The organism is Microbacterium sp. GW821-FHT01D02, assembly GCF_059422585.1.
The window spans coordinates 597,548-621,715 of sequence record NZ_JBWKXB010000001.1; the positions used below are offsets into that span (position 1 = coordinate 597,548).

General features: G+C 69.2%; 24 protein-coding genes and 1 tRNA gene. 6 read left to right on the top strand and 19 right to left on the bottom strand.

The genetic code is table 11. From position 1 onward, the window contains the following. Window position 1: 1 nt before the first annotated feature. Genes AC07VM_RS02890 through AC07VM_RS02910 form a run of 5 tightly spaced genes read right to left on the bottom strand, consistent with a single transcriptional unit; the run spans window position 2 to window position 2,973 of the window. The gene (locus AC07VM_RS02890) at window positions 2-544 is read right to left on the bottom strand and encodes a hypothetical protein (RefSeq protein ID WP_494909920.1); all 543 of its coding nucleotides are present in this window, start codon (window positions 542-544) and stop codon (window positions 2-4) included. Beyond that, window positions 541-1,191 carry a hypothetical protein gene (locus AC07VM_RS02895; RefSeq protein ID WP_494909921.1) on the bottom strand — a complete coding sequence of 217 codons (651 nt, stop codon included), beginning with the start codon at window positions 1,189-1,191 and terminating at the stop codon, window positions 541-543. Before AC07VM_RS02895 ends, AC07VM_RS02890 begins: the two co-directional genes overlap by 4 nt. Then, on the bottom strand, window positions 1,188-1,775 hold the full coding sequence (locus tag AC07VM_RS02900; RefSeq protein WP_494909922.1) for a signal peptidase I: 588 nt from the start codon (window positions 1,773-1,775) through the stop codon (window positions 1,188-1,190). Before AC07VM_RS02900 ends, AC07VM_RS02895 begins: the two co-directional genes overlap by 4 nt. Window positions 1,776-1,783: 8 nt before the next feature. Next, on the bottom strand, window positions 1,784-2,449 hold the full coding sequence (locus AC07VM_RS02905) for a SipW-dependent-type signal peptide-containing protein (RefSeq protein ID WP_494909923.1): 666 nt from the start codon (window positions 2,447-2,449) through the stop codon (window positions 1,784-1,786). Then, window positions 2,416-2,973 carry a SipW-dependent-type signal peptide-containing protein gene (locus AC07VM_RS02910; RefSeq protein ID WP_494909924.1) on the bottom strand — a complete coding sequence of 186 codons (558 nt, stop codon included), beginning with the start codon at window positions 2,971-2,973 and terminating at the stop codon, window positions 2,416-2,418. The genes AC07VM_RS02905 and AC07VM_RS02910 overlap by 34 nt, the downstream gene beginning before the upstream one ends. A gap of 278 nt (window positions 2,974-3,251) precedes the next feature. Between AC07VM_RS02910 and AC07VM_RS02915 the strand changes: the two genes are divergently transcribed. Both AC07VM_RS02915 and AC07VM_RS02920 read left to right on the top strand, forming a co-directional pair. Then, window positions 3,252-4,973, top strand: a complete 1,722-nt coding sequence (locus AC07VM_RS02915) for an MDR family MFS transporter (RefSeq protein ID WP_494909925.1) — start codon at window positions 3,252-3,254, stop codon at window positions 4,971-4,973. After that, window positions 4,960-5,448, top strand: a complete 489-nt coding sequence (locus AC07VM_RS02920; protein ID WP_494909926.1) for a MarR family winged helix-turn-helix transcriptional regulator — start codon at window positions 4,960-4,962, stop codon at window positions 5,446-5,448. Before AC07VM_RS02915 ends, AC07VM_RS02920 begins: the two co-directional genes overlap by 14 nt. On the opposite strand, the gene AC07VM_RS02925 is transcribed toward AC07VM_RS02920, so the two are convergent. Next, window positions 5,387-6,331, bottom strand: coding sequence for a LysR family transcriptional regulator ArgP (locus tag AC07VM_RS02925; protein WP_494909927.1), 945 nt, complete (start codon window positions 6,329-6,331; stop codon window positions 5,387-5,389). The two genes, AC07VM_RS02920 and AC07VM_RS02925, sit on opposite strands and share 62 nt — an antisense overlap. A 70-nt stretch (window positions 6,332-6,401) precedes the next feature. Here AC07VM_RS02925 and lysE point away from each other — a divergent pair, with 70 nt between their 5' ends. After that, window positions 6,402-7,061, top strand: a complete 660-nt coding sequence (lysE, locus tag AC07VM_RS02930; RefSeq protein WP_494909928.1) for an L-lysine exporter — start codon at window positions 6,402-6,404, stop codon at window positions 7,059-7,061. Window positions 7,062-7,067: 6 nt separating this feature from the next. Here the strand turns inward: lysE and AC07VM_RS02935 are convergent, their stop codons facing one another. The 9 genes from AC07VM_RS02935 to AC07VM_RS02975 all read right to left on the bottom strand — a co-directional run bounded on the left by AC07VM_RS02935 (window position 7,068) and on the right by AC07VM_RS02975 (window position 12,751). Next, window positions 7,068-7,424: an iron chaperone gene (locus tag AC07VM_RS02935; protein ID WP_494909929.1), complete on the bottom strand. Its 357-nt coding sequence runs from the start codon at window positions 7,422-7,424 to the stop codon at window positions 7,068-7,070. Between the two features lie 48 nt (window positions 7,425-7,472). Beyond that, entirely contained in the window at window positions 7,473-8,276 is an 804-nt protein-coding gene (locus AC07VM_RS02940) for an amino acid ABC transporter ATP-binding protein (protein ID WP_494909930.1), read from the bottom strand. Further along, on the bottom strand, window positions 8,263-8,928 hold the full coding sequence (locus tag AC07VM_RS02945) for an amino acid ABC transporter permease (protein ID WP_267415614.1): 666 nt from the start codon (window positions 8,926-8,928) through the stop codon (window positions 8,263-8,265). Before AC07VM_RS02945 ends, AC07VM_RS02940 begins: the two co-directional genes overlap by 14 nt. Before the next feature lie 3 nt (window positions 8,929-8,931). After that, window positions 8,932-9,753 (bottom strand): amino acid ABC transporter substrate-binding protein, encoded by an 822-nt coding sequence (locus AC07VM_RS02950; protein ID WP_494909931.1) that lies wholly within the window; start codon window positions 9,751-9,753, stop codon window positions 8,932-8,934. A 175-nt stretch (window positions 9,754-9,928) separates the two neighbouring features. Further along, complete coding sequence (rplA, locus tag AC07VM_RS02955; RefSeq protein ID WP_267415616.1) at window positions 9,929-10,618, bottom strand: 50S ribosomal protein L1; 690 nt, start codon at window positions 10,616-10,618, stop codon at window positions 9,929-9,931. A gap of 11 nt (window positions 10,619-10,629) precedes the next feature. Continuing rightward, window positions 10,630-11,061, bottom strand: a complete 432-nt coding sequence (rplK, locus tag AC07VM_RS02960; protein ID WP_091027467.1) for a 50S ribosomal protein L11 — start codon at window positions 11,059-11,061, stop codon at window positions 10,630-10,632. Between the two features lie 224 nt (window positions 11,062-11,285). Further along, window positions 11,286-12,323: a transcription termination/antitermination protein NusG gene (nusG, locus tag AC07VM_RS02965; protein WP_267415618.1), complete on the bottom strand. Its 1,038-nt coding sequence runs from the start codon at window positions 12,321-12,323 to the stop codon at window positions 11,286-11,288. A gap of 42 nt (window positions 12,324-12,365) precedes the next feature. Then, the gene (gene secE / locus AC07VM_RS02970; RefSeq protein WP_267415619.1) at window positions 12,366-12,638 is read right to left on the bottom strand and encodes a preprotein translocase subunit SecE; all 273 of its coding nucleotides are present in this window, start codon (window positions 12,636-12,638) and stop codon (window positions 12,366-12,368) included. 40 nt (window positions 12,639-12,678) lie between these two features. Next, window positions 12,679-12,751, bottom strand: a tRNA-Trp gene (locus tag AC07VM_RS02975). A 193-nt stretch (window positions 12,752-12,944) separates the two neighbouring features. On the opposite strand from AC07VM_RS02975, the gene AC07VM_RS02980 reads away from it, so the two are divergent. Both AC07VM_RS02980 and AC07VM_RS02985 read left to right on the top strand, forming a co-directional pair. After that, a complete protein-coding gene (locus AC07VM_RS02980) occupies window positions 12,945-14,768 on the top strand; it encodes an HSP90 family protein (RefSeq protein WP_494909932.1) in 1,824 nt (607 codons plus the stop codon). A 23-nt stretch (window positions 14,769-14,791) separates the two neighbouring features. Then, window positions 14,792-17,590 carry a hypothetical protein gene (locus AC07VM_RS02985; RefSeq protein WP_494909933.1) on the top strand — a complete coding sequence of 933 codons (2,799 nt, stop codon included), beginning with the start codon at window positions 14,792-14,794 and terminating at the stop codon, window positions 17,588-17,590. 7 nt (window positions 17,591-17,597) lie between these two features. Here AC07VM_RS02985 and poxB read toward each other — a convergent pair whose 3' ends face one another. Then, the gene (gene poxB / locus AC07VM_RS02990) at window positions 17,598-19,322 is read right to left on the bottom strand and encodes a ubiquinone-dependent pyruvate dehydrogenase (RefSeq protein ID WP_267415623.1); all 1,725 of its coding nucleotides are present in this window, start codon (window positions 19,320-19,322) and stop codon (window positions 17,598-17,600) included. Window positions 19,323-19,386: 64 nt separating this feature from the next. After that, window positions 19,387-19,824 (bottom strand): pyridoxamine 5'-phosphate oxidase family protein, encoded by a 438-nt coding sequence (locus tag AC07VM_RS02995; protein ID WP_494909934.1) that lies wholly within the window; start codon window positions 19,822-19,824, stop codon window positions 19,387-19,389. A gap of 325 nt (window positions 19,825-20,149) precedes the next feature. Here AC07VM_RS02995 and AC07VM_RS03000 point away from each other — a divergent pair, with 325 nt between their 5' ends. Beyond that, entirely contained in the window at window positions 20,150-21,223 is a 1,074-nt protein-coding gene (locus AC07VM_RS03000; RefSeq protein WP_494909935.1) for a DUF4062 domain-containing protein, read from the top strand. Between the two features lie 72 nt (window positions 21,224-21,295). Here the strand turns inward: AC07VM_RS03000 and AC07VM_RS03005 are convergent, their stop codons facing one another. Continuing rightward, on the bottom strand, window positions 21,296-22,660 hold the full coding sequence (locus AC07VM_RS03005; RefSeq protein ID WP_494909936.1) for an NAD-dependent succinate-semialdehyde dehydrogenase: 1,365 nt from the start codon (window positions 22,658-22,660) through the stop codon (window positions 21,296-21,298). A 25-nt stretch (window positions 22,661-22,685) separates the two neighbouring features. After that, entirely contained in the window at window positions 22,686-24,152 is a 1,467-nt protein-coding gene (locus tag AC07VM_RS03010; protein WP_494909937.1) for an NAD-dependent succinate-semialdehyde dehydrogenase, read from the bottom strand. Window positions 24,153-24,168: the final 16 nt, after the last annotated feature.

The window sequence follows — 24,168 nt, forward strand, 5'->3', positions numbered from 1 at the left end:
CCTAGTAGCTGGGGGCCGTCGACATGGAGCACTGCGGATTCGCTCCGAGCAGCCCCATCGTGGCATTCGCGACGAGCCAGTCCGACCGCCATCCGCCGGGACCGATGAACCGGATGCCGAAGGTCTTCGACGCCCCGAGGAGGCCGGTGAGCAGGCCTCCGTCGATCACCGTCACGTAGGCCGCCGCGTTCCCCGTGGTCTTCACGTTGCCGAGCAGGTTGCTGAGGATGGGCTCGAGCAGCCCCTGGTTCACGATCTGGCCGAACTCCGCCTTGGTGAGGTCGTAGCCCGTCGCGGTGGCGGGCGCCCGCCACGAGATCGAGACCTGGGGGTTCGCTCCGAGGAGTCCGCTGCTCGCCACGCATCCCGGGCTCCCGGAGCTGATGGGCTCGGGAACGTTGATCGAGGTCCCCGTCGCCGTGGCCCGCTCGGCATCCGTCCATGCCGCCTCGGTCGAGGGAACCGGCGGCATCAGCCCGACGAGCGCGAGCACCGAGATCCCGAGCACGGCGGCGGCGACCCGACCGCGTCGCACGCGGCTCACCGGGCGCCTCCCGGTTCGTGGCCGAGGGCGTCGGACCGGCCCCGTCGCCGTCGGCGAGCCACGAGCAGCAGACCGGTCACGACCAGCACCCCTCCGCCCGCGAGGACCCAGGGAAGCTGCGGCGTCAGCCCGGTCGTCGCCAGTCCGCCGTCGGGTCCCACCGCCACCGTCTCGCCCTGCCCGCTGGCGTGGAGGCGGATGCTCGTGGAGCCGACCTCCGCGCCGTCGGCCAGGCCGATGGTGAGCCGGACGTTCGCGACCTCGCTGTCGGCCACATCGACGAGTCGGACCTCCGCCCCGTCGCGCGGGATCTCCCACGCCGAACGCAGGTTCACGGCTCCGCCCGGACATCCGCTCCCCTCCCATGCCCTCCGGCACATCGACACGTCGAGGACGAGGCCCGCGCCGCCGGTCGCACTCAGCGCGATCGTCACCCGCCCCGGGTCCGGCGCACGTGCACTCACGGTGACGTCCCATCGCACCTGCTGCCCGGGGAGCAGCGCCCCGGCGGCGTCCCAGTCGGCGACCGACACCAGGCGCAGGACGCGCCCCTGGATGACCTCCGTCGTGGGAGCAGCCCAGGCCGGAACCGCGGAGCCGAGCATCACGAGGACGACGACCGCCACCCCGATCGCTCGGCGCCTCATGGTCGACGGTCCCTTCGCAGGCCGCCCGACACCACGAGCTCCTCCGCCGCGGCGGCAGGCACCTCTGCCGGGCGACGCTCCCTCCGCGGCCAGAACGCCCAGACGACCAGGAGAGAGGCTCCGATCGTGACGCCGCCGAGCACCCAGGGGCTCCCGAACCACACGATCACCGAGGCGAGACCCGGCACCGAGCCGCGGACGATCCTGACGTCGGCGACCGTGTAGGGCGCCGGATCCTCCACGTCGTTCGCATCACCCTTCATCGTGATCGTCCGCGTGCCCTCGGCTCCCGCCGGCTGCACGCTCAGGACGCGGTGCGTGATCGGCAACGCATCGTCCCGATCGACCGTCACCACGTCGCCGATCGCGATCTCGGCGGCGGGGATCTTCTGCACCAGCGCCACGGACCCCGCCGGGATGGTCGGGCTCATCGATCCGGTCTTGAACATGATCAGCGAGTATCCGCCCGTGAAGGCCAGGAACACGAGCACGATGCAGACGACACCGCCCAGCGCGGCGAGGGTGAGCAGCACCTCGCGCATCCCGCGTCCGACGGCACGAGCGCCGCGTGCGATGGTGACCATGGCGTCGCTCAGCTCGTGCTTCCGGTGAACGTCCAGGTCGGCTTCACCGTGCCGCCCTGTGCCGTCCCGGTCGCATCGGCGGGCAGCTCGAGCACGATGCAGTACGTGATGGTGTTCAGCGGGCTCACCGTGAGCGTCTGCGCCGGCAGAGCGGGGACCGCGGTCAGCGCCGCGGCGGCGGTCGCGCCGGTCGTGCAGTTCGCCGGGCCCGCGACGACGGCGATGTTGACCTTGATCGCGTTCTGCAGCGCGAGGTCCGCACCGGTCGGCGCACCCCCGGCGTTGTTCGTCACCGTGACGGCGGTGAGGTTGACCGTGCCGCCGAGCGTGCCGGACGCCTGCACCTGCACGTAGGCGGCCTTCTTCACGCCCGGATACAGCCCGGCGGCATCGAGCGGGACCGTCAGCACCGTCTCGGACGGCCCGTGCGACGCGAACGCACCCTGATCCGACCTCGACACGATCGAGAAGGTGCCGGCGCTCACCGTGCTCGTCGCGAGTTCCTGGTCGGTCCATGCCGCGATCGTCATCGTCGCGCCGACGCCGAGGACCAGTCCTCCCGCGAGCAGCGCCCGCACACGCCGGAACGCGCGTGACGATCGCGGACGCGGCGTCCCTCGACGCGGACGACGATGGAGAGCTACGGCTGCACCGAGGTCGCGTTCCACTGCCATGTGACGGTTCCCGTGTCGCCCTGCTCGATTCCTCCCGCGCCGGCCGCAGCGGTCACCCGGATGCAGAGGTTGACGTCCGCAGCCGTCGTCATCGTCGTGGGCACAGCGGTACCGGCCGCGAAGGCGGCGGCGTCGCAGCCGAACGTGGTCCCCGTCGACACCACGTCGTAGGTCAGCTTCCCGGCGGTGGCGAAGTCGCCGGCACCGATCGGAGCGACGGAGTCGAGCGTGGCGTCGTAGGTACCGCCGAGCCGCAGCGCATAGGGCGCGTAGACCACGTCGCCGGGGCTCAGGTTCGTGGGATCGAGCTCGAACGTCAGCGACGCGGCGTCGCCCGTGGTGGCGTGATCGCTGAACGTCGCGCCGTCGGTCGAACCCGTGAAGGTGAACGAGCCGGCGGTGAACGTGCCGTTCGCGAACTCGGAGTCGTTCCAGGCGGCGAGGACGACGGCGGCCCCCACCCCGAGGACGAGCCCCCCGGCCAGGACGGCGAGGACCTTGCGATTCGTGTCTTTCGTAGCCATGGGATGTCCCCCTCAGGAATCAGGCGATCGCGGGGATGCCGGAGAACGGCCGCCCCTCAGAGGCCCCGCATCCTCGCTTGTGCCTCATCCTCACCGACCCCCTCAGGCAGAACAAGGCGATTTCGCGCACGTCCGTCGCTCATTCCGCGCAGGCCGGAAGAGCCCGCGGAGGATTGGTTGACGAAGATCAACGATCGACGTATAGTTGACCCAGTTCAACCATCTCGTGCGCGCCAGAGCTGTCGCAGCATCCCCCTCCCGACTGCGAAAGGTCCCGAATGACCACGGACTCTCCCGTCAAGATGACGCATCGCCAGGTGCTCGAAGCCCTCACCGGCCTCCTCCTCGGCATGTTCGTCTCGATGATCGCCACCACGGTGGTCTCCACCTCGATGCCGGTCATCGTGCACGACCTCGGCGGCGACCAGGCCGCCTACACCTGGGTCATCACCGCGACGCTGCTCACCACCGCGATCTCGACCCCGATCTGGGGCAAGCTCGCCGACCTGTTCAACCGGAAGCTGCTGATCCAGATCGCGATCATCATCTTCGTCGGTGCGACTGCCGCCGCCGGCTTCGCGCAGGACACCAACACCCTCATCGCCTTCCGCGCCATCCAGGGCATCGGCGGTGGCGGACTCGCCGCCCTCAGCCAGGTCATCATGGCCGACATCATCAGCCCGCGTGAGCGCGGTCGGTACATGGGCCTGTTCGGCGCCGTCATGGCCGTCGCCACCGTGGGAGGTCCGCTGCTCGGCGGATGGATCACGGACGTCGCGAACTGGCGCTGGAACTTCTTCGTCGCCCTCCCCTTCGCCGTCGCCGCACTGATCATCCTGCAGAAGACGCTGCACATCAGCACCGCGCGCACCCGCAAGGTCTCCATCGACTACGTCGGCATCGTGCTGCTCTCGGCGGCCGTCTCGCTGATCCTCATCTGGATCACGAACGCCGGATCGACCTTCGACTGGTGGAGCACCGAGACCGTGCTCATGGTCGGAGGCGCGATCGTCTCGGCCATAGCGTTCATCGTCGTCGAGCTCAAGGTGCGCGAGCCGCTCATCCCGCTCACGCTCTTCCGCGGTCGCACGTTCACCCTGTCGGTGCTCGCGTCGATCTCGATCGGCGTCGCGATGTTCGGCACCTCGGTCTACCTCGCGCAGTACATGCAGCTCTCCCGCGGCGCCACGCCGACCGAGGCCGGTCTGATGACCCTGCCGATGATGGCAGGGCTCCTGATCTCGTCGATGGTGATCGGCCAGCTCGTGACCCGCTTCGGCAAGTGGAAGGGCTACCTGATCCTCGGCTCCGTGCTGCTGATCGCCGGCTCCGTCATGCTGTCGACGCTGCACTACGACACGAACTTCGTCCTCGTCTCGATCTACATGTTCGTGATGGGCGCCGGCGTCGGCATGACGATGCAGAACCTCGTCCTCATCGTGCAGAACGTCGCGAAGCCCAGCGAGATGGGCGTCGCCAGCTCCGGCGTCACGTTCTTCCGCAGCCTCGGCGGCACGATCGGCGTCTCGGTCATGGGAGCCGTGCTCGCGAACAGCCTCACCAGCCTGTTCACCGACGGCAAGGAGCGGATCGGCGCCGCGATCGCACAGCTCGGCGACAAGGGCGCCGAGGTGGCCGCACAGCTCTCCAGCGGCACCCTGCCCGAGGTCCGTCTCCTCCCCGAGCCCGTGCGCTCGATCATCGAGGACTTCTACGCACAGGCCATCTCGCACGCGTTCCTGATCGGCATCCCGCTCGCGGTGATCAGCCTCATCGCGATCCTGTTCCTGCCGAACCGTCCGCTCACCACGATGACGACGACGGAGCGGGCCCAGGCGGATGCTGCGAAGAAGAAGCCCGTCGACGGCACGGTGGAGGGTGCGGCCGACGTCGCGGTGGCCGATGCGACCGCGCTGTCCGGAGCACCGACCACCGGCACCGTCACCGTGATCGACCGGAACGGCGACCACGGCGATGCGGGCTCCGATGCCCGACGCTGAGCACCCCGAGGACACCCCGGAGGCGCGGGCCGAAGCGGTCCGCGCCCTCGAGGCGGAGTTCGGCGAGCTGATCACGCACTTCCGGCGGGTGATCATGGAGAACGCCCATCGGGTGAGTCCCGGTCTCCTGCCCGGCGCCTACAAGATCTTCACCACGATCGCGCGCTGCGAGCGCGTGACGGTGTCGACGCTGTCGGAGCGGATGCTGATGGACAAGGGCCAGGTCAGCCGCATGGTGCGCGAGCTCGAGGACCTCGGTCTGATCGAGCGATCCGCCGATCCGTCCGACGGGCGCTCGTTCCTCCTGCAGCTGACGTCCCTGGGTGTGGAGCGGCTCGCCCAGGCGCGGCTCCCCCAGGAGGGTCGGCTGCTGCGCACGCTCGAGGATTGGAGCCTGACCGACATCGGCAACCTCACCCGGCTGCTGCACGCCCTCGCTTCGGGCGTGACGCCGGGGATGCACGCGGACGACTGACCGGAGCACCCCCGAGCACGCCTCGCGCCTCGGCGGCCACCTCCGCGGCGATCGTGTCGAGCAGGTCCGAGCGCAGGTTCCACTGCTGCCAGTACAGCTGCACGCGGAGCGTCGGTCCGCCGAGCGCGACCAGCCCGGCCGACTCCTGCAGCAGCGGCACCATCCCCCACCCGAGCCCGAGCCCGACGGCCAGCGCATAGTCGTGGGAGGCCGGTACGTAATGCCGCGGCACGCCCTCGTGCGGCACCGACATGGCGCGGAGCCATTCGTGCTGCAGCGTGTCGCGGCGATCGAAGTCGACGAACGGCGCGGCGGTCAGCGCGGCCGTCGTCACCCCGTCCGGGAACCAGCGCGCCGCGAACGCCGTCTCGGCCATCGCACGGTACTCGAGCACCCCGAGCGGCGACACCGAGCACCCGGCGACGGGCGACTCCTCACTGGTCACCGCAGCCATCACCGTGCCGGACTCGAGCAGCCGCGCGGTGAAGTTCTGGTCGTCGCGGTGCAGGTCGAAATCGATGTCGTAGTCGGCCGCGAGGCGGGCGAGGGGCGCCAGGAACCACGTCGCCATCGAGTCGGCGTTCACGGCGAGCGGGATGGTGATGCGGCGGGCCGAACCGTCCTCGTCGATCCCCACGCCCACGAGCGCGTCGTGCTCCAGTAGGGCGATCTGCCGCGCCAGGCGGACGACGGCCTCTCCCGCCTCCGTCAATCGCGCGGGCTTGGTCCGCACGACGAGGATGCGACCGAGCTGCTGCTCGAGCGTCTTCAGTCTCTGGCTGACCGCGGAGGGGGTGATCCGCAGCCGCTTGGACGCGGCATCCAGCGTCCCCTCGTCGACGATCGCGGCGAGGGTCCCGGCGAGCTCGGGGTCGATTCTCACATAAGCGATGCTAATGGTTCGAAAGGAATCTTCGCTTCTGTTCATGCCTTGACCTTCCTAGGCTGGACACATGCTCACGGTTCTCGCCGGCCTCGGACTCGGCCTCTCCCTCATCGTCGCGATCGGCGCGCAGAACGTCTTCGTGCTGCGTCAGGGGATCCGCCGCGAGCACGTCTTCGCCGTCGTGATCATCTGCGCGCTCTCCGACGCGGCGCTCATCGCCGCGGGTGTCGCGGGACTCGGCTTCGTCCTGTCCGCCGCCCCCTGGCTGGTCGTCGTGGCCCGCTGGGCGGGCGCGCTGTTCCTCCTCAGCTACGGGATCCTCGCCGCGCGTCGTGCCTGGCGCGGGGGCGAGGAGCTCACGGCGGAGGGCGCGGATCCCGGAGCGCCCGAGTCACCCGCCTCCGGAGACGCCACCACGCTCACCCGCACCCGCCTGGCGCCCGTGGTGCTGACGACCCTCGCGCTCACCTGGCTCAACCCGCACGTGTACCTCGACACCGTCCTAATGCTCGGCTCGATCGCGGCCACCCACGGCGACCAGCGCTGGCTGTTCGCCGGAGGGGCGATCGCCGCCAGCCTCCTGTGGTTCACGGCACTGGGTTTCGGCGCCCGCTACCTCGGCCGCTGGCTGCGCACCCCGCGCTCGTGGCGCATCCTCGACGCCGTGATCGCCGTGATCATGATCTCGATCGCGATCAGCCTGGTGCTGCCGGTCCTCGGCGGCTGACCGGACTCAGGCGCCGTCGATCTGGGCGAGCCGGGCCCGGACGAGACTCTCGAGCACGCCCGTGGGAATCGGACTCTCGGGCTGGAACCGGATGGTCCCCTTGTCCACGCTGACACCCGGATGCCCCTCCAGGGAACCGGCGACAGCGGCCACCGCATCCGGGCTGAACGGATAGATCCCGATGTGCTTCTTGGCGCGCATCACCGAGAGCAGCGGCTTGCCGCCGTACACCAGCGCGGGCATCCCGTACCCCTTGCCCTGCTCGGCCTCGGGCGCCTCCTGCCGTGCGACGGCGTACACACGATCGATCGCCTCGCGGTCCGAGGCGGCGAGGTCGGTCAGGTAGTCGTCGATGGTTCCCACGACCGCATCCTGCCACCGATCGGCGCGCAGGGCGAGGACTCCGCAGGATCAGGCCCCGTCGAGGGGGCGCATGATCCGGGTGAGGAAGCGCTGCGTGCGCTCGTGCTGCGGCGCACGGAAGAGCTCGACCGGCGGCCCCTGCTCCACGACCACGCCGCCGTCCATGAACAGCACATGATCGGCGGCCTCGCGCGCGAAGCTCAACTCGTGCGTCACGACCGCCATGGTCCATCCCTCGTCGGCGAGCTCCTTGATCACGAGCAGCACCTCCCCCACCAGCTCGGGGTCGAGCGCGCTCGTCGGCTCGTCGAAGAGCAGCAGATCGGGCTTGAGGGCGAGCGCGCGCACGATGCCGACGCGCTGCTGCTGTCCTCCGGAGAGCTGATGCGGGCGCGCATCCGCCTTGTCCGCGAGACCCACGCGGTCGAGCAGAGCGAGCGCCTCGGCCACCACCTCGGTCTTGGGGCGGCCCTGCACGCGCCACGGCCCCTCGATGACGTTCTCGAGCACCGTGAGGTGCGGGAACAGGTTGTGGTGCTGGAAGACCATCGCCGAACGGTCGCGCAACGCCAGACGCTGCTGCTTCTGTACGCGCGGCTTCGGCTTCGCGGCCGGGGCGAAGTCGATGTCGGGGCCTCCCGCGACCACGATCGTCCCAGCATCCGGCGTCTCGAGGCCGTTGAGCGCGCGCAGGACCGTGGTCTTGCCGGAGCCGCTGGGGCCGACGAGCACGACGACCTCGCCGCGATGCAGCGTCAGATCGATGCCGCTGAGCACCTCGTTGTCGCCGAAGCTCTTGCGCAGCCCCCGGGCGGTGAGGAGTGCCTGCGGGGTGTTCTCAGGTTGCGACACGACTGTCGAGCCTCCTCTCGAGGGCGCTCTGCCCGAAGGACAGCAGGAGGCAGAAGACCCAGTAGACCAGCGCCGCCGCGAGGTAGAGCACCATGAACTGGTACGTGGTCGAGGCGATCTGCTGGGCCACCTTGAATAGTTCCGTGACCAGGATCAGCGAGGTGAGGGACGTGTCCTTCACGAGGGAGATGAAGGTGTTCGACAGCGGCGGCACCGACACCCGTGCGGCCTGCGGGAGGATGATCCGCGTGAGCGTGCGGGTGCGGTTCATGCCGACCGTGTAGGCGGCCTCCCACTGGCCCTTCGGGACCGAGAGGATCGCCGCCCGCACGACCTCGGCGCCGTAGCCGCCCACGTTGAGCGACAGCGCGATGATGGCGCTCGGCCACGGGTCGATCGTGATCCCGATCGACGGCATGCCGTAGAAGATCACGAACAGCTGCACGAGCAGCGGCGTGCCCCGGATCACGGAGATGTAGAACCGGGCGAACCCGGACACGACCGGATGCACCGAGATCCGCATCAGGGCGATACCGACGGCGATGAGGAGCCCCAGCGCGAAGGAGGCCAGCGCGAGGGGCACCGTCGCCGTCAGACCCGCCCAGGCGATCGGCCCGAGCGAGTCGAGGAACAGCTGCCAGGGGTTCTCCATCGACTACTTGGTGACGTCTTCGCCGAAGTACTTGTCGCTGATCTCGGCCAGGGTCCCATCGGCACGGAGCTCGTCGAGCGCGCCGTCGACAGCCTCGACGAGGGACTTCTTGTCCTTGGTGAACACGAAGGCCTGCGTGCCCGCGTCCTCGGTCTCCGCCGCGATCTTGAGCCCGGACGGGCTGTTGGTCTTCTCGTAGTCGAGGAAGGTCAGCTTGTCGTTGATGGTCGCGTCGACACGGCCCTGGCGCAGCAGCTCGACGGCCTGCGCCCATCCTTCGACGGCCTCGACCTTCGCGCCGGACTCCTTGGCGAGATCGTTCCAGTTGCTGGTGAGGGACTGCGCGGTCGTCTTGCCGTCGAGGTCGGCGAAGGAGGAGATCGAGTCATCATCGTCGGCCACGACGATCACGCCGGGCGAGACGGTGTACGGCTCGCTGAAGAGGTACTTCTTCTCGCGGTCCTCGTTGATCGAGACCTGGTTCGCGATCACGTCGAAGCGCCCGGCGTCGAGGCCGGCGAAGATCGCGTCCCACTGCGTCTCCTGGAAGGTGACCTCGAGGCCGAGCTTGTCGGCGACGGCCTGGATGATCTCGACGTCGAAGCCCGTGAGGTCGCCGGATCCGCCGTCGCCGTGGAAGCTGAAGGGGCGGTAGGTGCCCTCGGTCGCGACCGTGAGCGTGCCGTCCTTGACCAGGCCGAAGTCAGAGCTCGCGGAGCTCTCCCCGCCGCCCGAGGTGCTCGCGGGAGTGCTCGATCCGCTGCAGGCGGTGAGCGTCGCGGCGGCGATGACGAGTGCGGTGACGGCGATGAGACGACGGGACATGGACCCTCCTGGGGTGTGATGCGCGGTGCGAGTTTACGCGACCGCCGCGGGAACTCCCTCACAGTACGTGGCCTGCGGCGGTTCCCCGCATCCGATGACGTTGCGTTTCGCGGTGTCCGGGGCAGGACGCAGAAACGCCCCCGGGCGGACCCGGGGGCGTTTCAGGGAGTCAGACTCAGATGGCGTTGACGTCCAGCGGGATGCCGGGGCCGAACGTGGTCGACACCGCACCCTTCTGGATGTAACGGCCCTTGGCGCTCGACGGCTTGAGGCGGACGATCTCCTCGAGCGCTGCGCCGATGTTCTCGTTCAGCTGCTCGGCGGTGAAGGAGGCCTTGCCGACGACGAAGTGCACGTTGGCGTGCTTGTCGACGCGGAACTCGATCTTTCCGCCCTTGATCTCCTCGACGGCCTTGGCCGGGTTCGGGGTCACGGTGCCGGTCTTCGGGTTCGGCATCAGACCACGCGGGCCGAGCACCTTGCCGAGACGACCGACCTGGCCCATGAGCTCCGGGGTGGAGACGGCCGCGTCGAACGCGGTCCAGCCGCCGGCGACCTTCTCGATGAGCTCGGCGCCGCCGACCTCATCGGCGCCTGCGGCGATCGCTGCCTCGGCCGCGGGGCCGGTGGCGAACACGATGACGCGGGCGGTCTTACCGGTGCCGTGGGGCAGGATGACGGTGCCGCGCACCATCTGGTCTGCCTTGCGGGGGTCGACGGCGAGCTTCAGCGCGACCTCGACGGTCGAGTCGAACTTCGACGAGCCGGTCTCCTTCGCGAGGGCGACAGCCTCGGTCGGGGTGTAGAAACGGTCTGCCTCGATCTTCTCGGCGGCAGCCTTGTAAGCCTTGGACTTGGTAGCCATGATTATTCTCCTCAGCCCTCGACCGTGATGCCCATGGAACGGGCGGTGCCGGCGATGATCTTCGAGGCGGCCTCGATGTCATTCGCGTTCAGGTCGGCCTGCTTGGTCTCGGCGATCTGGCGGACCTGGTCCTTGGTGATCTTCGCGACCTTGACGGTGTGCGGGGTCGCGGAGCCCTTGGGGACGCCGGCGGCCTTCTTGATGAGCTCCGCAGCGGGCGGGGTCTTCAGAACGAACGTGAAGCTGCGGTCCTCGTAGACGGTGATCTCGACGGGGATGACGTTGCCGCGCTGCGACTCGGTCGCGGCGTTGTACGCCTTGCAGAACTCCATGATGTTGACGCCATGCTGACCGAGCGCGGGGCCGATCGGCGGCGCCGGGTTGGCTGCACCGGCGTTGATCTGAAGCTTGATCAGGCCGGTCACCTTCTTCTTCGGTGCCATTCTCTTTCCTTTCATCGAATCGGATGCCGGGGCATCCGCTTCTCCCACAGATCCGGCGGTTCCGGACCGTGGTCGTCTCCGCGCACGCCGAAGCGCCGCACAAACCACACAAGTCTACCCGATCAGGAGAGCACTCGTTGCCGCGGGCTACGCGACGGTCACGGCGCCCCCCGACGCGAGAACGGCCGCCCCGAAAGGGACGGCCGTTCTCGTGAGGACTGGTGTCAGACCATCTTGGTGACCTGGTCGAACGACAGCTCGACCGGGGTCTCGCGCTCGAAGAGGGAGACGAGGACCGTGAGCTTGCCGCTCTCGGGCTTGATCTCGCTGATCGAACCGGGAAGACCCGCGAACGAGCCCTCCTTGATCGTGATGGTCTCGCCGACCTCGAAGTCGACCTCGGCCGGCAGCGGGCGAGCGACGGCGACGCCGCCCTTCGACGCGATGTTCTTGGCCGTGGGGACGTCCTTGACCTCGACGAGGGACTTCAGCATGTTGAAGGCCTCTTCGAAGCGCAGCGGCGTCGGGTTGTGGGCGTTGCCCACGAAGCCGGTGACACCCGGGGTGTGACGCACGACCGACCAGGTGTCTTCCGTGAGCTCCATGCGCACCAGCACGTAGCCGGGGATGCGCACGCGGGTGACCATCTTGCGCTGGCCGTTCTTGATCTCGACCACGTCTTCCATCGGGACCTCGACCTGGTAGATCTCGTCCTCGACCTCGAGCGTCGACTTGCGCTGCTCGATGTTGGCCTTCACCTTGCGCTCGAAGCCGGCGTAGGAGTGGATGACGTACCACTTGCCCGGGAGCATGCGGAGGTCCAGGCGGAAGGCCTCGTACGGGTCCTCCTCGGCGTCCTCGTCGTCCGCAGAGGACTCCTCGTCGCCCTGCTCCTCGTCAGCACCGAGGTCGGGGCCGTCGTAGGGCGTGACCTCGTCGGCCGCAGCCGCGTCGAGCTCGGCGACCTCCTCGGCCACAGATTCGTTGAGGACCTCAGCGGCAGCCTCAGACTCAGCCGCTTCGTCCAGGTTGAGAGCGTCGTTCACGATCGCGTCCGCCTCCGGGTCGTCGATGTCGATGTCGGTGTCATCCGTGTCGTCCTCTTCGCCGTCCTCGCCCTCGACGTGGACAGCGACGTGCTCAGCCGAGGTGGCCGAGAGCTCTTCCTCTGCGAGGACGTTGCCCTCCTGGGCTTCGTCTTCCTCGCTGGACTGCTCTGCGGCGGTCGCCCAGTCGGCGTCGTCGGAATATCGTTCAGACACGTTGCTTCTTCTCCATAGCTGCGGCACGAGCCGCGGGCGTCATCAGCCAGGGATTCCGAACACCCAGTGCGTCACGAATGCGAACAGCGTGTCCAAGCCGTAGACGATGCCCATGACGATCACAACGAAGACGAGCACCACCAGGGTGAACTTGAACAGCTCCTTGCGAGTCGGGGTGACGACCTTGCGGAGCTCGGCGATGACCTGGCGGAGGAACAGGGCGATGCCCCCGAAGAACCGGGAGAAGGGGTTGCCCTTCTTCTCGCGGGTGGCGCCGGCCGCGACGACCTCGCCGCGCGGTTCGTCCTGATCCATCCTGAATGTACCTTTCGTGTGTCAGCGTTGCGCTGACGCGCAGGGCGGACAGGAATCGAACCTGCAACCTGCGGTTTTGGAGACCGCTGCTCTGCCAATTGAGCTACCGCCCTAGAGTCCGGGAGGACTCGGGGTGCCTCTCCACCCTTTCACGATCCGGCGGGGCGTGAGCCCCAGGCATGGCGAAAGAATGCAGAGAACAACTGCCCCACAAGCATACGGCATCGATCCGGTGGCGCCGAACCGGGAGCGGAACCCGCGTTGTTGCTAGGCTCGGCGAGCGGAAGTCGGGGGAAAGGGGCGCGTGTGAGCGCGGATGTGCAGCAGTTCCAGGTGGATCTGCGCGGTGTCGTCGATCTGCTCAGCAGGCACATCTACTCCAGCCCCCGGGTGTACCTTCGCGAGCTCATGCAGAACGCGCGGGACGCGATCACCGCCCGCCGCGAGGTCGACGGCGGAGGCGGACGCATCCGGATCACCCCGCTGACCGCCGAGAACGGCGAGTTCGTGCTGCGCGACGACGGCGTTGGCCTCACCGCCACGGAGGTCGCCGATCTGCTGGCGACCGTGGGCCGCAGCTCCAAACGCGACATCTTCGACCTGCCCCGCAGCGACTACCTCGGGCAGTTCGGCATCGGCCTGCTCAGCTGCTTCATGGTCGCCGACACCATCGTGATCCGCTCGCGGAGTGCCCGCGGCGGCGCTTCGGTCGAGTGGACCGGCAGCGCGGACGGCACCTTCCAGGTGGCCGAGCTGGAGGAGGAGCTCCCGATCGGCACCAGCGTGCACCTCGTGCCGCGCTTCGACGCCGACGAGCTCCTGCGCCCGGCCGCCGTGCACGAGCTGGCGACGACGTTCGGCGAGTTCCTGCCGGTGCGGGTCACGCTCGACGCACCCGGCGGCGACATCGACATCACCAGGGACGCCCCGTTCCTCGACGCCGCGCAGGATCCCGAGGCGGCGGTCCGATACGGCCGCGACCTCCTCGGCGCGAGCCCGCTCGACATCATCGAGCTCAACGAGCCGGCCACCGGCACCCGCGGACTCGCCTACGTGCTGCCCTTCGCCCCTCCCCCGGGCGCCCGCCAGGCCACCCGCATGTACCTGGGGCGGATGCTGCTGTCCGAGCGCGTGGACGATGTCCTCCCGGACTGGGCGTTCTTCGTCCGCGCCGTGATCGACTCCACCGGCCTCGCGCCGACCGCGAGCAGGGAGTCGCTGGTCGAGGATGCGGCACTCGAGCGCGTCCGCGAGCAGCTCGGCGCCGGCATCCGCCGCTGGGTGCTCGAACTGGGCCTCCGCGAGCCCCACCGACTCGCGCAGTTCGTCGCGGTCCACGAGGTCGGCCTCAAGTCGCTGGTGCGTCACGACGAGGAGCTCGCGCAGTTCATCTCCCGCTGGTTGACCGTCGAGACCACCCACGGCACCCTGCGGGTCGGCGACCTGGTGGAGCGGTACCCGCACGTCCGCTACGCGCAGACCGTGGACGAGTTCCGACAGGTCGCCGGGATCTCGCCCGCCGACGAGGTGCTCGTCAACGGCGGCTACCTCTACGACGCCGACCTGGTGCGGATGCTGCCGGACCTCTACCCGCACGTCACGGTCGAGCAGGTCGATGTGACGGGCGAGCTCGACCGCCTCGACCCGCCTCCGCTCGACGACCGCGATGCCGCCGTCGCCCTGGAGACCCGCGCCGGCGCCGTGCTCGCCGCGTCGGAGTGCTCCGTCGTCGTGCGCGCGATCGACCGCCCCGACCTCGCCGGGCTCTACGTGGCCGACCCCGAGGTGCTGCGGGCGATCGACCGCGGGCGGACCAAGGGCGTCACCGGCGCACTGTGGGGCGGCGTGCTGGACCGCATCGACCAGACGCTGTCCTCCGCGCGCGACGACGACCTGCGCGCCCGACTGTGCCTGAACTGGTCGAACCGGGTCGTGCGCGCGCTGGTGCGCGTGCAGGACGACGCCGTCTTCGCCCGCACCGTGCAGCTCCTCTACATCCAGGCGCTGCTCGCCGGGCATCATCCGCTCGCCGACGCCGACCGTGCGCTGATGACCAGCGCACTCGCCGACCTCGTCTCGCTCTCGGCCGGACTCGAAGGGGACGCGATCCCCTTCGGCGACGCCCGCTGAACCTCCACCGAAAGGCCCCGTCCATGGCACGTCCGAAGAAGCGCTTCCAGCAGCTGATCGAGGAGATCGATCGCACCCCCTGGGGCCCGGCCGAGCAGGCGCTCGTGTCGGAGGCGGTCGCGCTGGCCGTCGAGATCGGCGACGACCGGCTGGAGTACGAGGCCCGGATGCGCCAGACGGCGTCGGCCAACATGAACGGCGCCACCGACGTCATGCTCAACTCGTTCGCGTGGTGCCTCGCGCACCACGACGCCGACCCGCAGCGCTTCCCCGCCGACCTCGACAACGGCGGCGCCGACCTGATGTGGCAGTTCAAGTGGATGGCGTCGTCGCTGCGCTCCTCGCCGGCGTTCTCGCAGGAGCAGATCGCGGCCGTGCTCGAGGACATGGAGTCGCACTACCGCTCGGCCGGCCTGGGCGTGAGCGGCGTGCTCACCGCGCGCTTCGAGGACGCCTGGGACGCCGGGCGCATGGACGACGCCGAAGCCCTGCGCGTGCAGCTGGAGGCGACCCCGCGCGACGACCACAGCCACTGCGACGCCTGCGGCCGGAGCCAGATCGCCGGCTTCTTCGCGGACACCGACCGCGACGCGGAGGCGATCGTCCTCGTCGAGGAGATGATCGAGGGCGGTTTCTCCTGCGGTGAGGAGCCGGAGCACGCACTGTCCCGCGTGCTGCTCCCCTACCTCCGCGCCGGGCGCGTCGACGAGGCGAAGACCGCGCACCTGCGCAGCTACCGGCTGGCGAAGGACAACCCCGACAACCTGCGCATCGTGGCCAACAACATCGTGTTCGCGGCGATCACCGGCAACGAGGCCCGCGCGCTGGCGCTCGTCGAGAAGCACATCGCCTGGCTGGCGCACGACGGACTCAACGTCGACGCGCACTTCGCCGCCCTGGCCGCTCTCGCCGTCGCCCTGGACCGCGTCACGGCCGCCGGACACGGCGACACCCCCGTGCGCGGCGCGGACTCGCCCGCCCTGGTCGCGTTCTTCGGCGAGCACGACGGCGCCTGGAGCGCTGCCGAGCTCGCAGCATCGGCCTGGGCCGCCGCCGACCGCATCGGCGCGGCCTTCGACGAGCGCGACGGCACCGACGGCCACGCGCGCAGCCTGGAGCGGATGCGGGCACTCGCGGCCGAGCAGTACGACGTGCCGATCCGGTCCGATGCGTTCGTCGCCCCGGCCCCCTCGACCACCCCGGTCGACGCGGACGGATGGTTCGAGCGCGTGATGCAGCTCGCCCAGTTCGGCGCCGAGCACGAGACGCTCGAAGCCCTCCCCCGCGCTCTCGAGGTCGAGGATCCGGCCAAGCGCGCCCAGCTGCTGTCGATGCGCCTCGGCATCCTGATCGCGCTCGACCGCGCCGACGAGGCGCTGCAGCTGCTGCCCGAGCGCATCGCGGCGCTGCGATCCGCCGGCCTCGACGCGCAGGCCGACCTGGAGGAGCGTCTGGGCCTGGCGACGTTCGGGCTGAACACCCCGGAGACGACCGCCGCGCTGGAAGAGGCGATCGCCGTCTCCGACGGGCTTCCCGCCTGGTCCCGGGGCGACCTCGCGATCAGCCGTGCCGCCCTGCACCTGCAGGCGGGCGAAGCGGATGCCGCGCTGGACCACGCCGAGGTCGCCGCGCGATCGTTCGCCGAGGCCGAGGACACCCGCCTGACGAACACCACGACGCTCGTCGCGATCTCCGCCGTGCTGCGCAAGGGCGACCTCGAGGCGGGGAGCTCGCTGCTCGACCGCTTCCTCGAGCAGGACGACCTCAGCGCCGGACACCGGGCGCAGGCTCTGCAGACCAGGGCACGCGTGCGCGGCGGCGGCAGCACCTACCTCGAGGGCGCCACCGACGCCGACGAGGCCTGCCGTCTGCTCGCGGAGCTCGGAGCGACGCGCGCGCTCGGCGAAGCCCACCTCCTCGCCGGAGCCCTCTGGGAAGACGCGGACGAGCCCGAGAAGGCCGTCTCCCGCTACCGTCTCGCGGCGCGACTCGGCGGCGAAGCCGGCGGAGACACGACCGGCGTGGACTTCCGCCTCGCCCGCGCCATGCTGCGGGCCGGCGACGCCGAAGAGGCCGCCGAGCTGTTCGGCGACGTGCTGCAGCGCGAGGAGGAGGCGGACGTCCCCGCCGGTTCCCGCGCGATGACGGCCTCGATGCTGGCGCGGGCGCTGGGCGCCTCCGGCGAGTTCGGCCAGGCCGTCGGCGCCCACGGCTACGCCTCGGAGCTGTTCGGCCAGGCCGAGGAGCATGCGGATCAGGCGATGTCGATGACCGAGCAGGCCAAGATCCTGGCGCGCTTCGACGAGCACGACGATGCGATCGCGCTGCTCGAGTCCGCGGCCGAGATCGTGCGTCGTGACCCGGATGCCGTCGGCGCTCTGACCGAGGTGCTGCACAGCCTCGGTCAGGCCTACGGCGGTCGCAGCGACGAGCGGGCGTTCGCCCTCTTCGACGAGGTCGCCGCACTCGCGCAGCAGCACGAGGCCGGCTGGCTCCTCGCCGACGTGACGGATTCGCGCGCACGCGCCCTGGCCGAGCTCGGGCGGATCGACGAGGCGGTCTCGGCCGCGCTCACCGCCGCCGACGGGTTCGCCGCCCTCGGCGACGTCGGGTCCGCCGGCGGCTCGGAGCTGTTCGCCGGACGGGTGCTCGCCGGGAACGAGCGTTCAGCCGACGCCGTGCCCGTGTACCGCAGCGCCATCGAGCACGCGGCCGGTCACCCGCCGCTGCTGCAGGTGGCCTCGCTCGAGCTCGGCGACGTGCTCGAGGCGCTCGGCCGGCACGGCGAGGCCGCCGAGGTCCGCGCGCACGTGCAGAGCTGAGCGCGGCTCAGAACAGCTGACGCCAGTTCGCCTTCGCGAGGTCGAGGAGCTCGTCGCCGCGACCGGACATGACGGTCCGGATCGCGTACAGCGCGAAGCCCTTCACCTGCGCGGCCTCGATCGCGGGCGGCATGGAGAGCTCCTGCCGCTCGGTGACGACGTCGAGCAGGGCGGGCCCGTCGTGCGCGAGCACCTCGCGGACGGCATCCGGAAGGTCTTCGCTTCGCTCGACCCGGCGCGCGAAGATCCCCATCGCCTCCGCGATCGCCGCGAAGCTGGGGTTGTCCAGTCCCGTCCCGTAGGTGACGAAACCGGCGGCCTTCATCTCCAGCTCCACGAAGTTCAACGAGGAGTTGTTCACGACGATGGTCTTCACCGGCAGCTTGTTCTGCGTCAGGGTGAGCAGCTCGCCGAGCATCATGGCGAGTCCGCCGTCCCCGGCCAGCGCGACGACCTGCCGGTCGGGGTGCGCGACCTGTGCCCCGATGCCGTGCATCAGCGCGTTCGCCATCGAGCCGTGGGTGAACGACCCGATCAGGCGACGGCCCTCTGTCATCGACAGGTATCGCGCCGCCCACACGGTCGGCGAGCCGACGTCGGCCGTGAAGATCGCGTCGTCGGCCGCCAGCTCGTCGAGGAGCCGCGCGAGGTACTGGGGATGGATGGGGCGCTTGCCCTTGGCCGGGACCGCGAGCTCGTCGAGCTTCTTCCGCGTCTTCCGGTAGTGGGCGATCGAGTCGTCGAGGTGGCCGCGGTCGTCCTTCCTCGCCACCCGGGGCAGCAGTGCCTCGGCGGTCGCACGCACATCGCCGACGAGCCCCAGGTCCAGCGGATGCCGCTTGCCGAGCTGTGCGCCGCGGATGTCGACCTGGATGGTCGTGGCGCCGTCCGGGTAGAACTGCTCGTACGGGAAGTCGCTGCCCAGCACCAGCAGTGCCTCGGCGGCCTCCATGGCCCGGAAACCGGAGGCGAAGCCGAGCAGCCCCGTCATCCCGACGTCGAAGGGGTTGTCGTACTCGATGAACTCCTTGCCGCGGAGGGCGTGCACGATCGGTGCGCCCAGCTTGTCGGCGAGCGCGATGACCTCGTCGTGCGCGCCCTCGACGCCCGCTCCGGCGAGGATCGTGACCTTCTTCGCGGCGTTCAGCAGCGTCGCGGCCTTCTCGAGCTCGGGTCCGCTGGGGACGACGACGGGTCGGGCGCGCTCGATCACGACGGCGCGGTCGTCGGCGATCTCGGCGAGGGCGACGTCGCCCGGGATCACGAGCACCGCGACACCCCGCTCCTCGATCGCAGCGCGCATGGCGATCTCCAGCAGGCGCGGCATCTGCTTCGGGTCGGCGACGTACTCGACGTAGACGCTGCACTCGCGGAACAGCTCCTGCGGGTGCGTCTCCTGGAAGTACCCGGTGCCGATCTCGGTGGTGGGGATGTGCGCGGCGATCGCGAGCACCGGGACGCGCGAGCGGTTGGCGTCGTAGAGGCCGTTGATGAGGTGCAGGTTGCCCGGGCCGCAGGAGCCGGCGACGACCGCGAGCTCACCGGTCGTCGCGGCATCGGCGGCCGCGGCGAAGGCGGCGGACTCCTCGTGCCGCACGTGCACCCAGCGGATCGTGCCGTCCTTGCGCAGCGCGTCCGTGAAGCCGTTCAGCGAGTCCCCGGGAAGGCCGTAGACACGGTCGATCCCGTTGGCGTGCAGAGTCTTGACGATGTTCTCAGCGACGTTGGCCATGCTTCGACCCTACGCCCGGGGCAGGACGCGGGGCTCGACGGCACCGCCTGTCGCGGGTGAGGCGTCAGTACTCCTGGGCGCCGTCGCGCTCCGGCTCGGGGCTCCGACGGAACGCACGACCGGAGACCGAAGCCGGCGCGATGCGGACGTAGACCCGCTTGAGCGTGGGGATCCACGGGCGCAGTCCCGCGGCATCTGCGCGGTGCACGTCGGCGTCCGTCTCCAGCGCGGTCGCGTGTCCGCGGACGATCACGCTCCACGCGTCGGTGTCGGTGTGGTCGTCGACCTCGAACAGCACATCGGTGTTGACCGTCAGCTCGAACAGCTTGCTGCCCGGAGCGGTGCGGAACAGGATCCCGTCGCCGTCGACCACGAAGTTCACCGGGAAGATGTCGATCGTGTCCCCGACGTGGGTGACGAGTCGCCCCAGTTCCTGCGTGCCGAGCCGTTCCCAACTCTGCTCGGAGGTCAGCGTCTCGATGGGGTCGGTGTGCGCGCTCATGCCGCCCATTGTGCCCCACCCGCCGCCGGCACGCACAGGGGGACGGACGCGGTCGCGTCCGTCCCCCTGTGCGAAGCCGCCGTGATCAGCCGATGCGGATGAGCTTCTTGTTGACGAACTCGTCCGCGGCCAGGTGCCCCAGCTCGCGAGCGGTGCCGTGCCGCTGAGAGGCAAAGCAGGACCGCGCCCAAACACCTTCGCCTAGGCCCCCTGCCCGCGGGAATCTGATCGTGAGGCGCTCAGCATCCGCCAGTCCGTCGCACAGACGTCAACGAGGCATTCATCAACACGCTAGCCTGCTGTCACGAGTCGATTGGAGACCACAGTGGCCGTGAAGTACCAGATCTTCGTGAGCTCGACATATGAAGATCTCAAGGCCGAACGCGATCGCGTCATCCAAGGCATCTTGGAGATGGGACACATCCCGGTCGGGATGGAGATGTTTAGCGCTGCCGACGAAGCTCAATGGCCAATTATCGCTCGGCACATTGAAGAGAGCGACTACTACGTTGTGATTCTCGCGCATCGATACGGATCGATGGACGGAGGCGTGAGCTTTACCCGGAAGGAGTACGAGTACGCGGTCGCCAAAGGTGTCCCCACAATCGGGTTTGTGATCGATCCAGCAGCGTCCTGGCAAGCTGATCGGATGGACTCCGACGCCGATGCGATCGCGCACTTGGCAGACTTCAGGACTCTGGTTGAAAAGAAGCCGATTGGATACTGGACGAACGCCGACGATCTCTATGGCAAGTCCACGGTCGCCCTCGTGAAGGCGATGACCGCGCAGCCTCGCGTGGGATGGGTTCGCGCAACGTCGGCCCTCGGCCCCGAGGTTACGGCGGAGATATCCAGGCTGAGCGCAGAAAACTCCGTCCTCCGGAAGAGGATCGTTGAAGTTGAGGAGCAAAGCAAACGCGACGAGGCCGCCGAGCTTTCAGAGCTTTGGTCCCAGATGCGAAAAGCGGAGTGGCGCTTTACTGCAAGATTCCCTGGGGATGCAGGCTGGGCTCAAGCGAGACCTATGCCATACTCCACTTTGTTTTCGATCCTTGCCCCAAACATGCTGGTCGAAATCACTATCGATCTCGTCGACACTCTTCTCGAGATGAATGCCGTACACATCGACGATGCAGACGAGGACGACGACCGTCGACAGGCTCAAAAGATCCCGGTCAACGTCAGGAATGCACTTCTTGCCGACTTCATGACTCTAGACGTCATGGAGCCGTCGGCTCGTCGTCATCCGGTGTCAGATAAGACGGAGTATTGGTCGTTGACCGCACGTGGAACGGAGTTGCTGAAAGAGCGACAGCGAATCGAGTTCATGGCAGGCCTCGCTCCACAGGGCGCGTTTGCCGATTCAGACAGCAGCGAGGCTTCACAGTTGGAGGCGTAGAAGGTCTGGCTTTCCGCATTACAAAGAAAGGGCGGATGCCGCAGCATCCGCCCTTTTCCTCGTCCGAGGCGCTCAGCCGATGCGGATGAGCTTCTTGTTGACGAACTCGTCCGCGGCCAGGTGACCCAGCTCGCGAGCGGTGCCGCTGCGCTTCACGCCGCCGAACGGCAGCTCGGGGCTGTCGGCCAGCACGAGGTTGACGTAGACCATGCCGGCCTCGATCTTGTCGGCCACGCGCTCGGCCTGCTCGGCATCCGTCGTGAAGACGTAGGAGCCGAGACCGAACGTGGTGTCGTTCGCCAGCTCGACCGCCGCGTCCTCGTCCGCGACGCGGTACACGACCGCGGCCGGGCCGAAGAGCTCTTCGCGGTACACGTTCATCTCGGGCGTGACGTCGGTGAGCACGGTCGGGGCGAAGAACGCACCGTCACGGGTTCCGCCGGTCAGCAGCGTCGCCCCCTGCTCCACGGCCTGGTCGATCTGCTTCTGCAGGTTCTCCGCGGCCGTCTCGGACGAGACCGGGCCGAGGACCGTGTCGTCGAGCGTGGGATCGGTCGCCTGGACCGCCGCCATCGCCGCGGTGAACTTCTCGACGAACGCGTCGTACAGGCCGTCGACGACGATGAAGCGCTTGGCGCCGTTGCACGCCTGCCCGTTGTTGTCGAGACGCGCGTCGACGCCGGCCTGCACGGTCGCGTCGAGGTCGTCGGTGGAGAGCACGATGAACGGATCGGAGCCGCCCAGCTCGAGCGCGACCTTCTTGAGGTTGCGGCCGGCGATCTCGGCGACGGCCGCGCCCGCCCGCTCGGATCCGGTGAGCGAGACGCCCTGCACGCGCGGGTCGGCGATCATCGTCGCGATCTGCTCGTTCGTGGCGAGCACGTTCTGGTACGCGCCCTTCGGGAAACCGGCGTCGTGGTAGATCTTCTCGATCGCGGTCGACGACTCCGGGCACTGCGGCGCCGGCTTGAGCAGGATCGTGTTGCCCACGGTCAGGTTGGGTGCGGCGAAGCGGACGATCTGGTACGCCGGGAAGTTCCACGGCATGATGCCGACGAGCGGGCCGAGCGAGGAGCGGCGGATGATGGCCGACCCCTCCCCCAGGATCGCGATCGGCTGGTCGGCCATGATCGACTCCGCCTGGTCGGCGTAGTACTCCGCGATGTCGGCGGCGAAGTCGACCTCGCCGAGGGCGGCCTCGCGGGGCTTGCCCATCTCGCGCACGAAGATGTCGGCGAGCTCCTCGCGGCGCTCACGATGCAGCTCGGCCGCGCGGCGCACGAGGGCCGCGCGCTCGGCGACCGTCGACGAGCGGGACCACTCGCGGTGGGCCTCGTCGGCAGCGGCGACGGCCTCGTCGATCTGAGCGTCCGTGAAGGTGTCGAAGGACGCCAGCGTCTCTCCGGTGGCGGGGTTGATGACGGCGTAATCGGTCATGTTCTCTCCTCCTCTGGCTGCTCGGTCAGGAGACCGGGATCAGCGTGTACTTGGTGGACAGGTACTCGTGGATACCCTCGAAGCCGCCCTCGCGGCCGACGCCGGACTGCTTGACGCCGCCGAAGGGAGCAGCCGCGTTGGAGACCACGCCCACGTTGAGACCCATCATGCCGGTCTCGAGGCCGTCGATCATCCGCTGGCCGCGCTGCAGGTTCTCGGTGAACACGTACGAGACGAGCCCGTACTCGGTGTCGTTCGCCAGGCGCACGGCCTCCTCCTCGGTCTCGAAGGTCGCGATCGCGAGCACCGGTCCGAAGATCTCCTCGCGGAGGATCGCACTGCCGGCGACCACGTCGGTGAGCACGGTGGGCTCGTAGAACGTCCCCGTCCCCTCGACCGCCTTTCCACCGGCGAGCAGCGTCGCACCGCGGCCGACCGCGTCGTCCACGAGCTCGCCGGCCTTGGCGACGGCATCCGCGTCGATGAGCGGTCCGATCGCCACGCCGTCTTCGGTGCCGCGGCCGATCCTCATGTCGTTGACGCGCTCGGTGACGCGCTTGGCGAACTCGCCCGCGACGTCCTTGTGCACGATGAAGCGGTTGGCCGCGGTGCACGCCTGGCCGATGTTGCGGAACTTCGCGGCCAGCGCGCCGTCCACCGCCTTGTCGAGGTCGGCGTCGTCGAACACCACGAACGGGGCGTTGCCGCCGAGTTCCATCGACACGCGCAGCACGCCCTCCGCCGCCTGGGCGATGAGCTTGCGCCCGACCTCGGTCGAGCCGGTGAAGGACAGCTTGCGCAGACGGGGATCGGCGATGATGGGCGCCGACAGCGCGCTCGACTTCGAGGTCTGCACGACGTTGACGACACCGGCGGGCAGGCCGGCCTCCTCGAGCAGCTTCGTGAAGTAGATCGTCGTCAGCGGGGTGAGTGCCGGGGGCTTGATCACGACGGTGCAGCCGGCGGCGAGGGCGGGCGCGATCTTGCGCGTCGCCATCGCGAACGGGAAGTTCCACGGCGTCACGAAGAACGACGGCCCGACCGGTCGCTGCGACACGACCATGTGGCCGGTGCCCTCGGGGTTGATGCCGTAGCGGCCGCTGATGCGCACGGCCTCCTCGCTGAACCAGCGCAGGAACTCGCCACCGTAGACGACCTCTCCCCGTGCCTCGGCGAGCGGCTTGCCCATCTCGAGCGTCATGAGCAGCGCCAGGTCCTCCTTGTGCTCCTGCACGAGGTCGAAGGCTCGGCGGAGGATCTCGCTGCGCACGCGCGGCGCGGTCGCCGCCCACTCGTCCTGAGCGGCGACCGCGGCGTCGAGTGCGCGGATGCCGTCGGCCGGCGTCGCGTCCGCGATCGTCCGGATGACAGCCCCGGTCGCCGGATCCTGCACGTCGAACGTGTCGCCGGTCTCGCCGTCGATCCACTGACCGCCGATGAAGAGGCCGGTGGGGATGCTGTCCAGGAGCGCCTGTTCGGTCTGAGTGCTCATGATTCTCTTTCTGTGA

Coding starts and splice junctions, on each gene's coding strand:
- lysE (WP_494909928.1), top strand. CDS start 6,402: ATGCTCACGGTTCTCGCCGGCCTCGGACTCGGCCTCTCCCTCATCGTC.
- AC07VM_RS02950 (WP_494909931.1), bottom strand. CDS start 9,753: ATGTCCCGTCGTCTCATCGCCGTCACCGCACTCGTCATCGCCGCCGCG.
- AC07VM_RS02945 (WP_267415614.1), bottom strand. CDS start 8,928: ATGGAGAACCCCTGGCAGCTGTTCCTCGACTCGCTCGGGCCGATCGCC.
- rplA (WP_267415616.1), bottom strand. CDS start 10,618: ATGGCTACCAAGTCCAAGGCTTACAAGGCTGCCGCCGAGAAGATCGAG.
- secE (WP_267415619.1), bottom strand. CDS start 12,638: ATGGATCAGGACGAACCGCGCGGCGAGGTCGTCGCGGCCGGCGCCACC.
- AC07VM_RS02895 (WP_494909921.1), bottom strand. CDS start 1,191: ATGAGGCGCCGAGCGATCGGGGTGGCGGTCGTCGTCCTCGTGATGCTC.
- AC07VM_RS03005 (WP_494909936.1), bottom strand. CDS start 22,660: ATGACCGATTACGCCGTCATCAACCCCGCCACCGGAGAGACGCTGGCG.
- rplK (WP_091027467.1), bottom strand. CDS start 11,061: ATGGCACCGAAGAAGAAGGTGACCGGCCTGATCAAGCTTCAGATCAAC.
- AC07VM_RS02900 (WP_494909922.1), bottom strand. CDS start 1,775: ATGGTCACCATCGCACGCGGCGCTCGTGCCGTCGGACGCGGGATGCGC.
- AC07VM_RS02910 (WP_494909924.1), bottom strand. CDS start 2,973: ATGGCTACGAAAGACACGAATCGCAAGGTCCTCGCCGTCCTGGCCGGG.
- AC07VM_RS02920 (WP_494909926.1), top strand. CDS start 4,960: ATGCCCGACGCTGAGCACCCCGAGGACACCCCGGAGGCGCGGGCCGAA.
- AC07VM_RS03010 (WP_494909937.1), bottom strand. CDS start 24,152: ATGAGCACTCAGACCGAACAGGCGCTCCTGGACAGCATCCCCACCGGC.
- AC07VM_RS02915 (WP_494909925.1), top strand. CDS start 3,252: ATGACCACGGACTCTCCCGTCAAGATGACGCATCGCCAGGTGCTCGAA.
- AC07VM_RS02905 (WP_494909923.1), bottom strand. CDS start 2,449: ATGGCAGTGGAACGCGACCTCGGTGCAGCCGTAGCTCTCCATCGTCGT.
- AC07VM_RS02985 (WP_494909933.1), top strand. CDS start 14,792: ATGGCACGTCCGAAGAAGCGCTTCCAGCAGCTGATCGAGGAGATCGAT.
- poxB (WP_267415623.1), bottom strand. CDS start 19,322: ATGGCCAACGTCGCTGAGAACATCGTCAAGACTCTGCACGCCAACGGG.
- AC07VM_RS02995 (WP_494909934.1), bottom strand. CDS start 19,824: ATGAGCGCGCACACCGACCCCATCGAGACGCTGACCTCCGAGCAGAGT.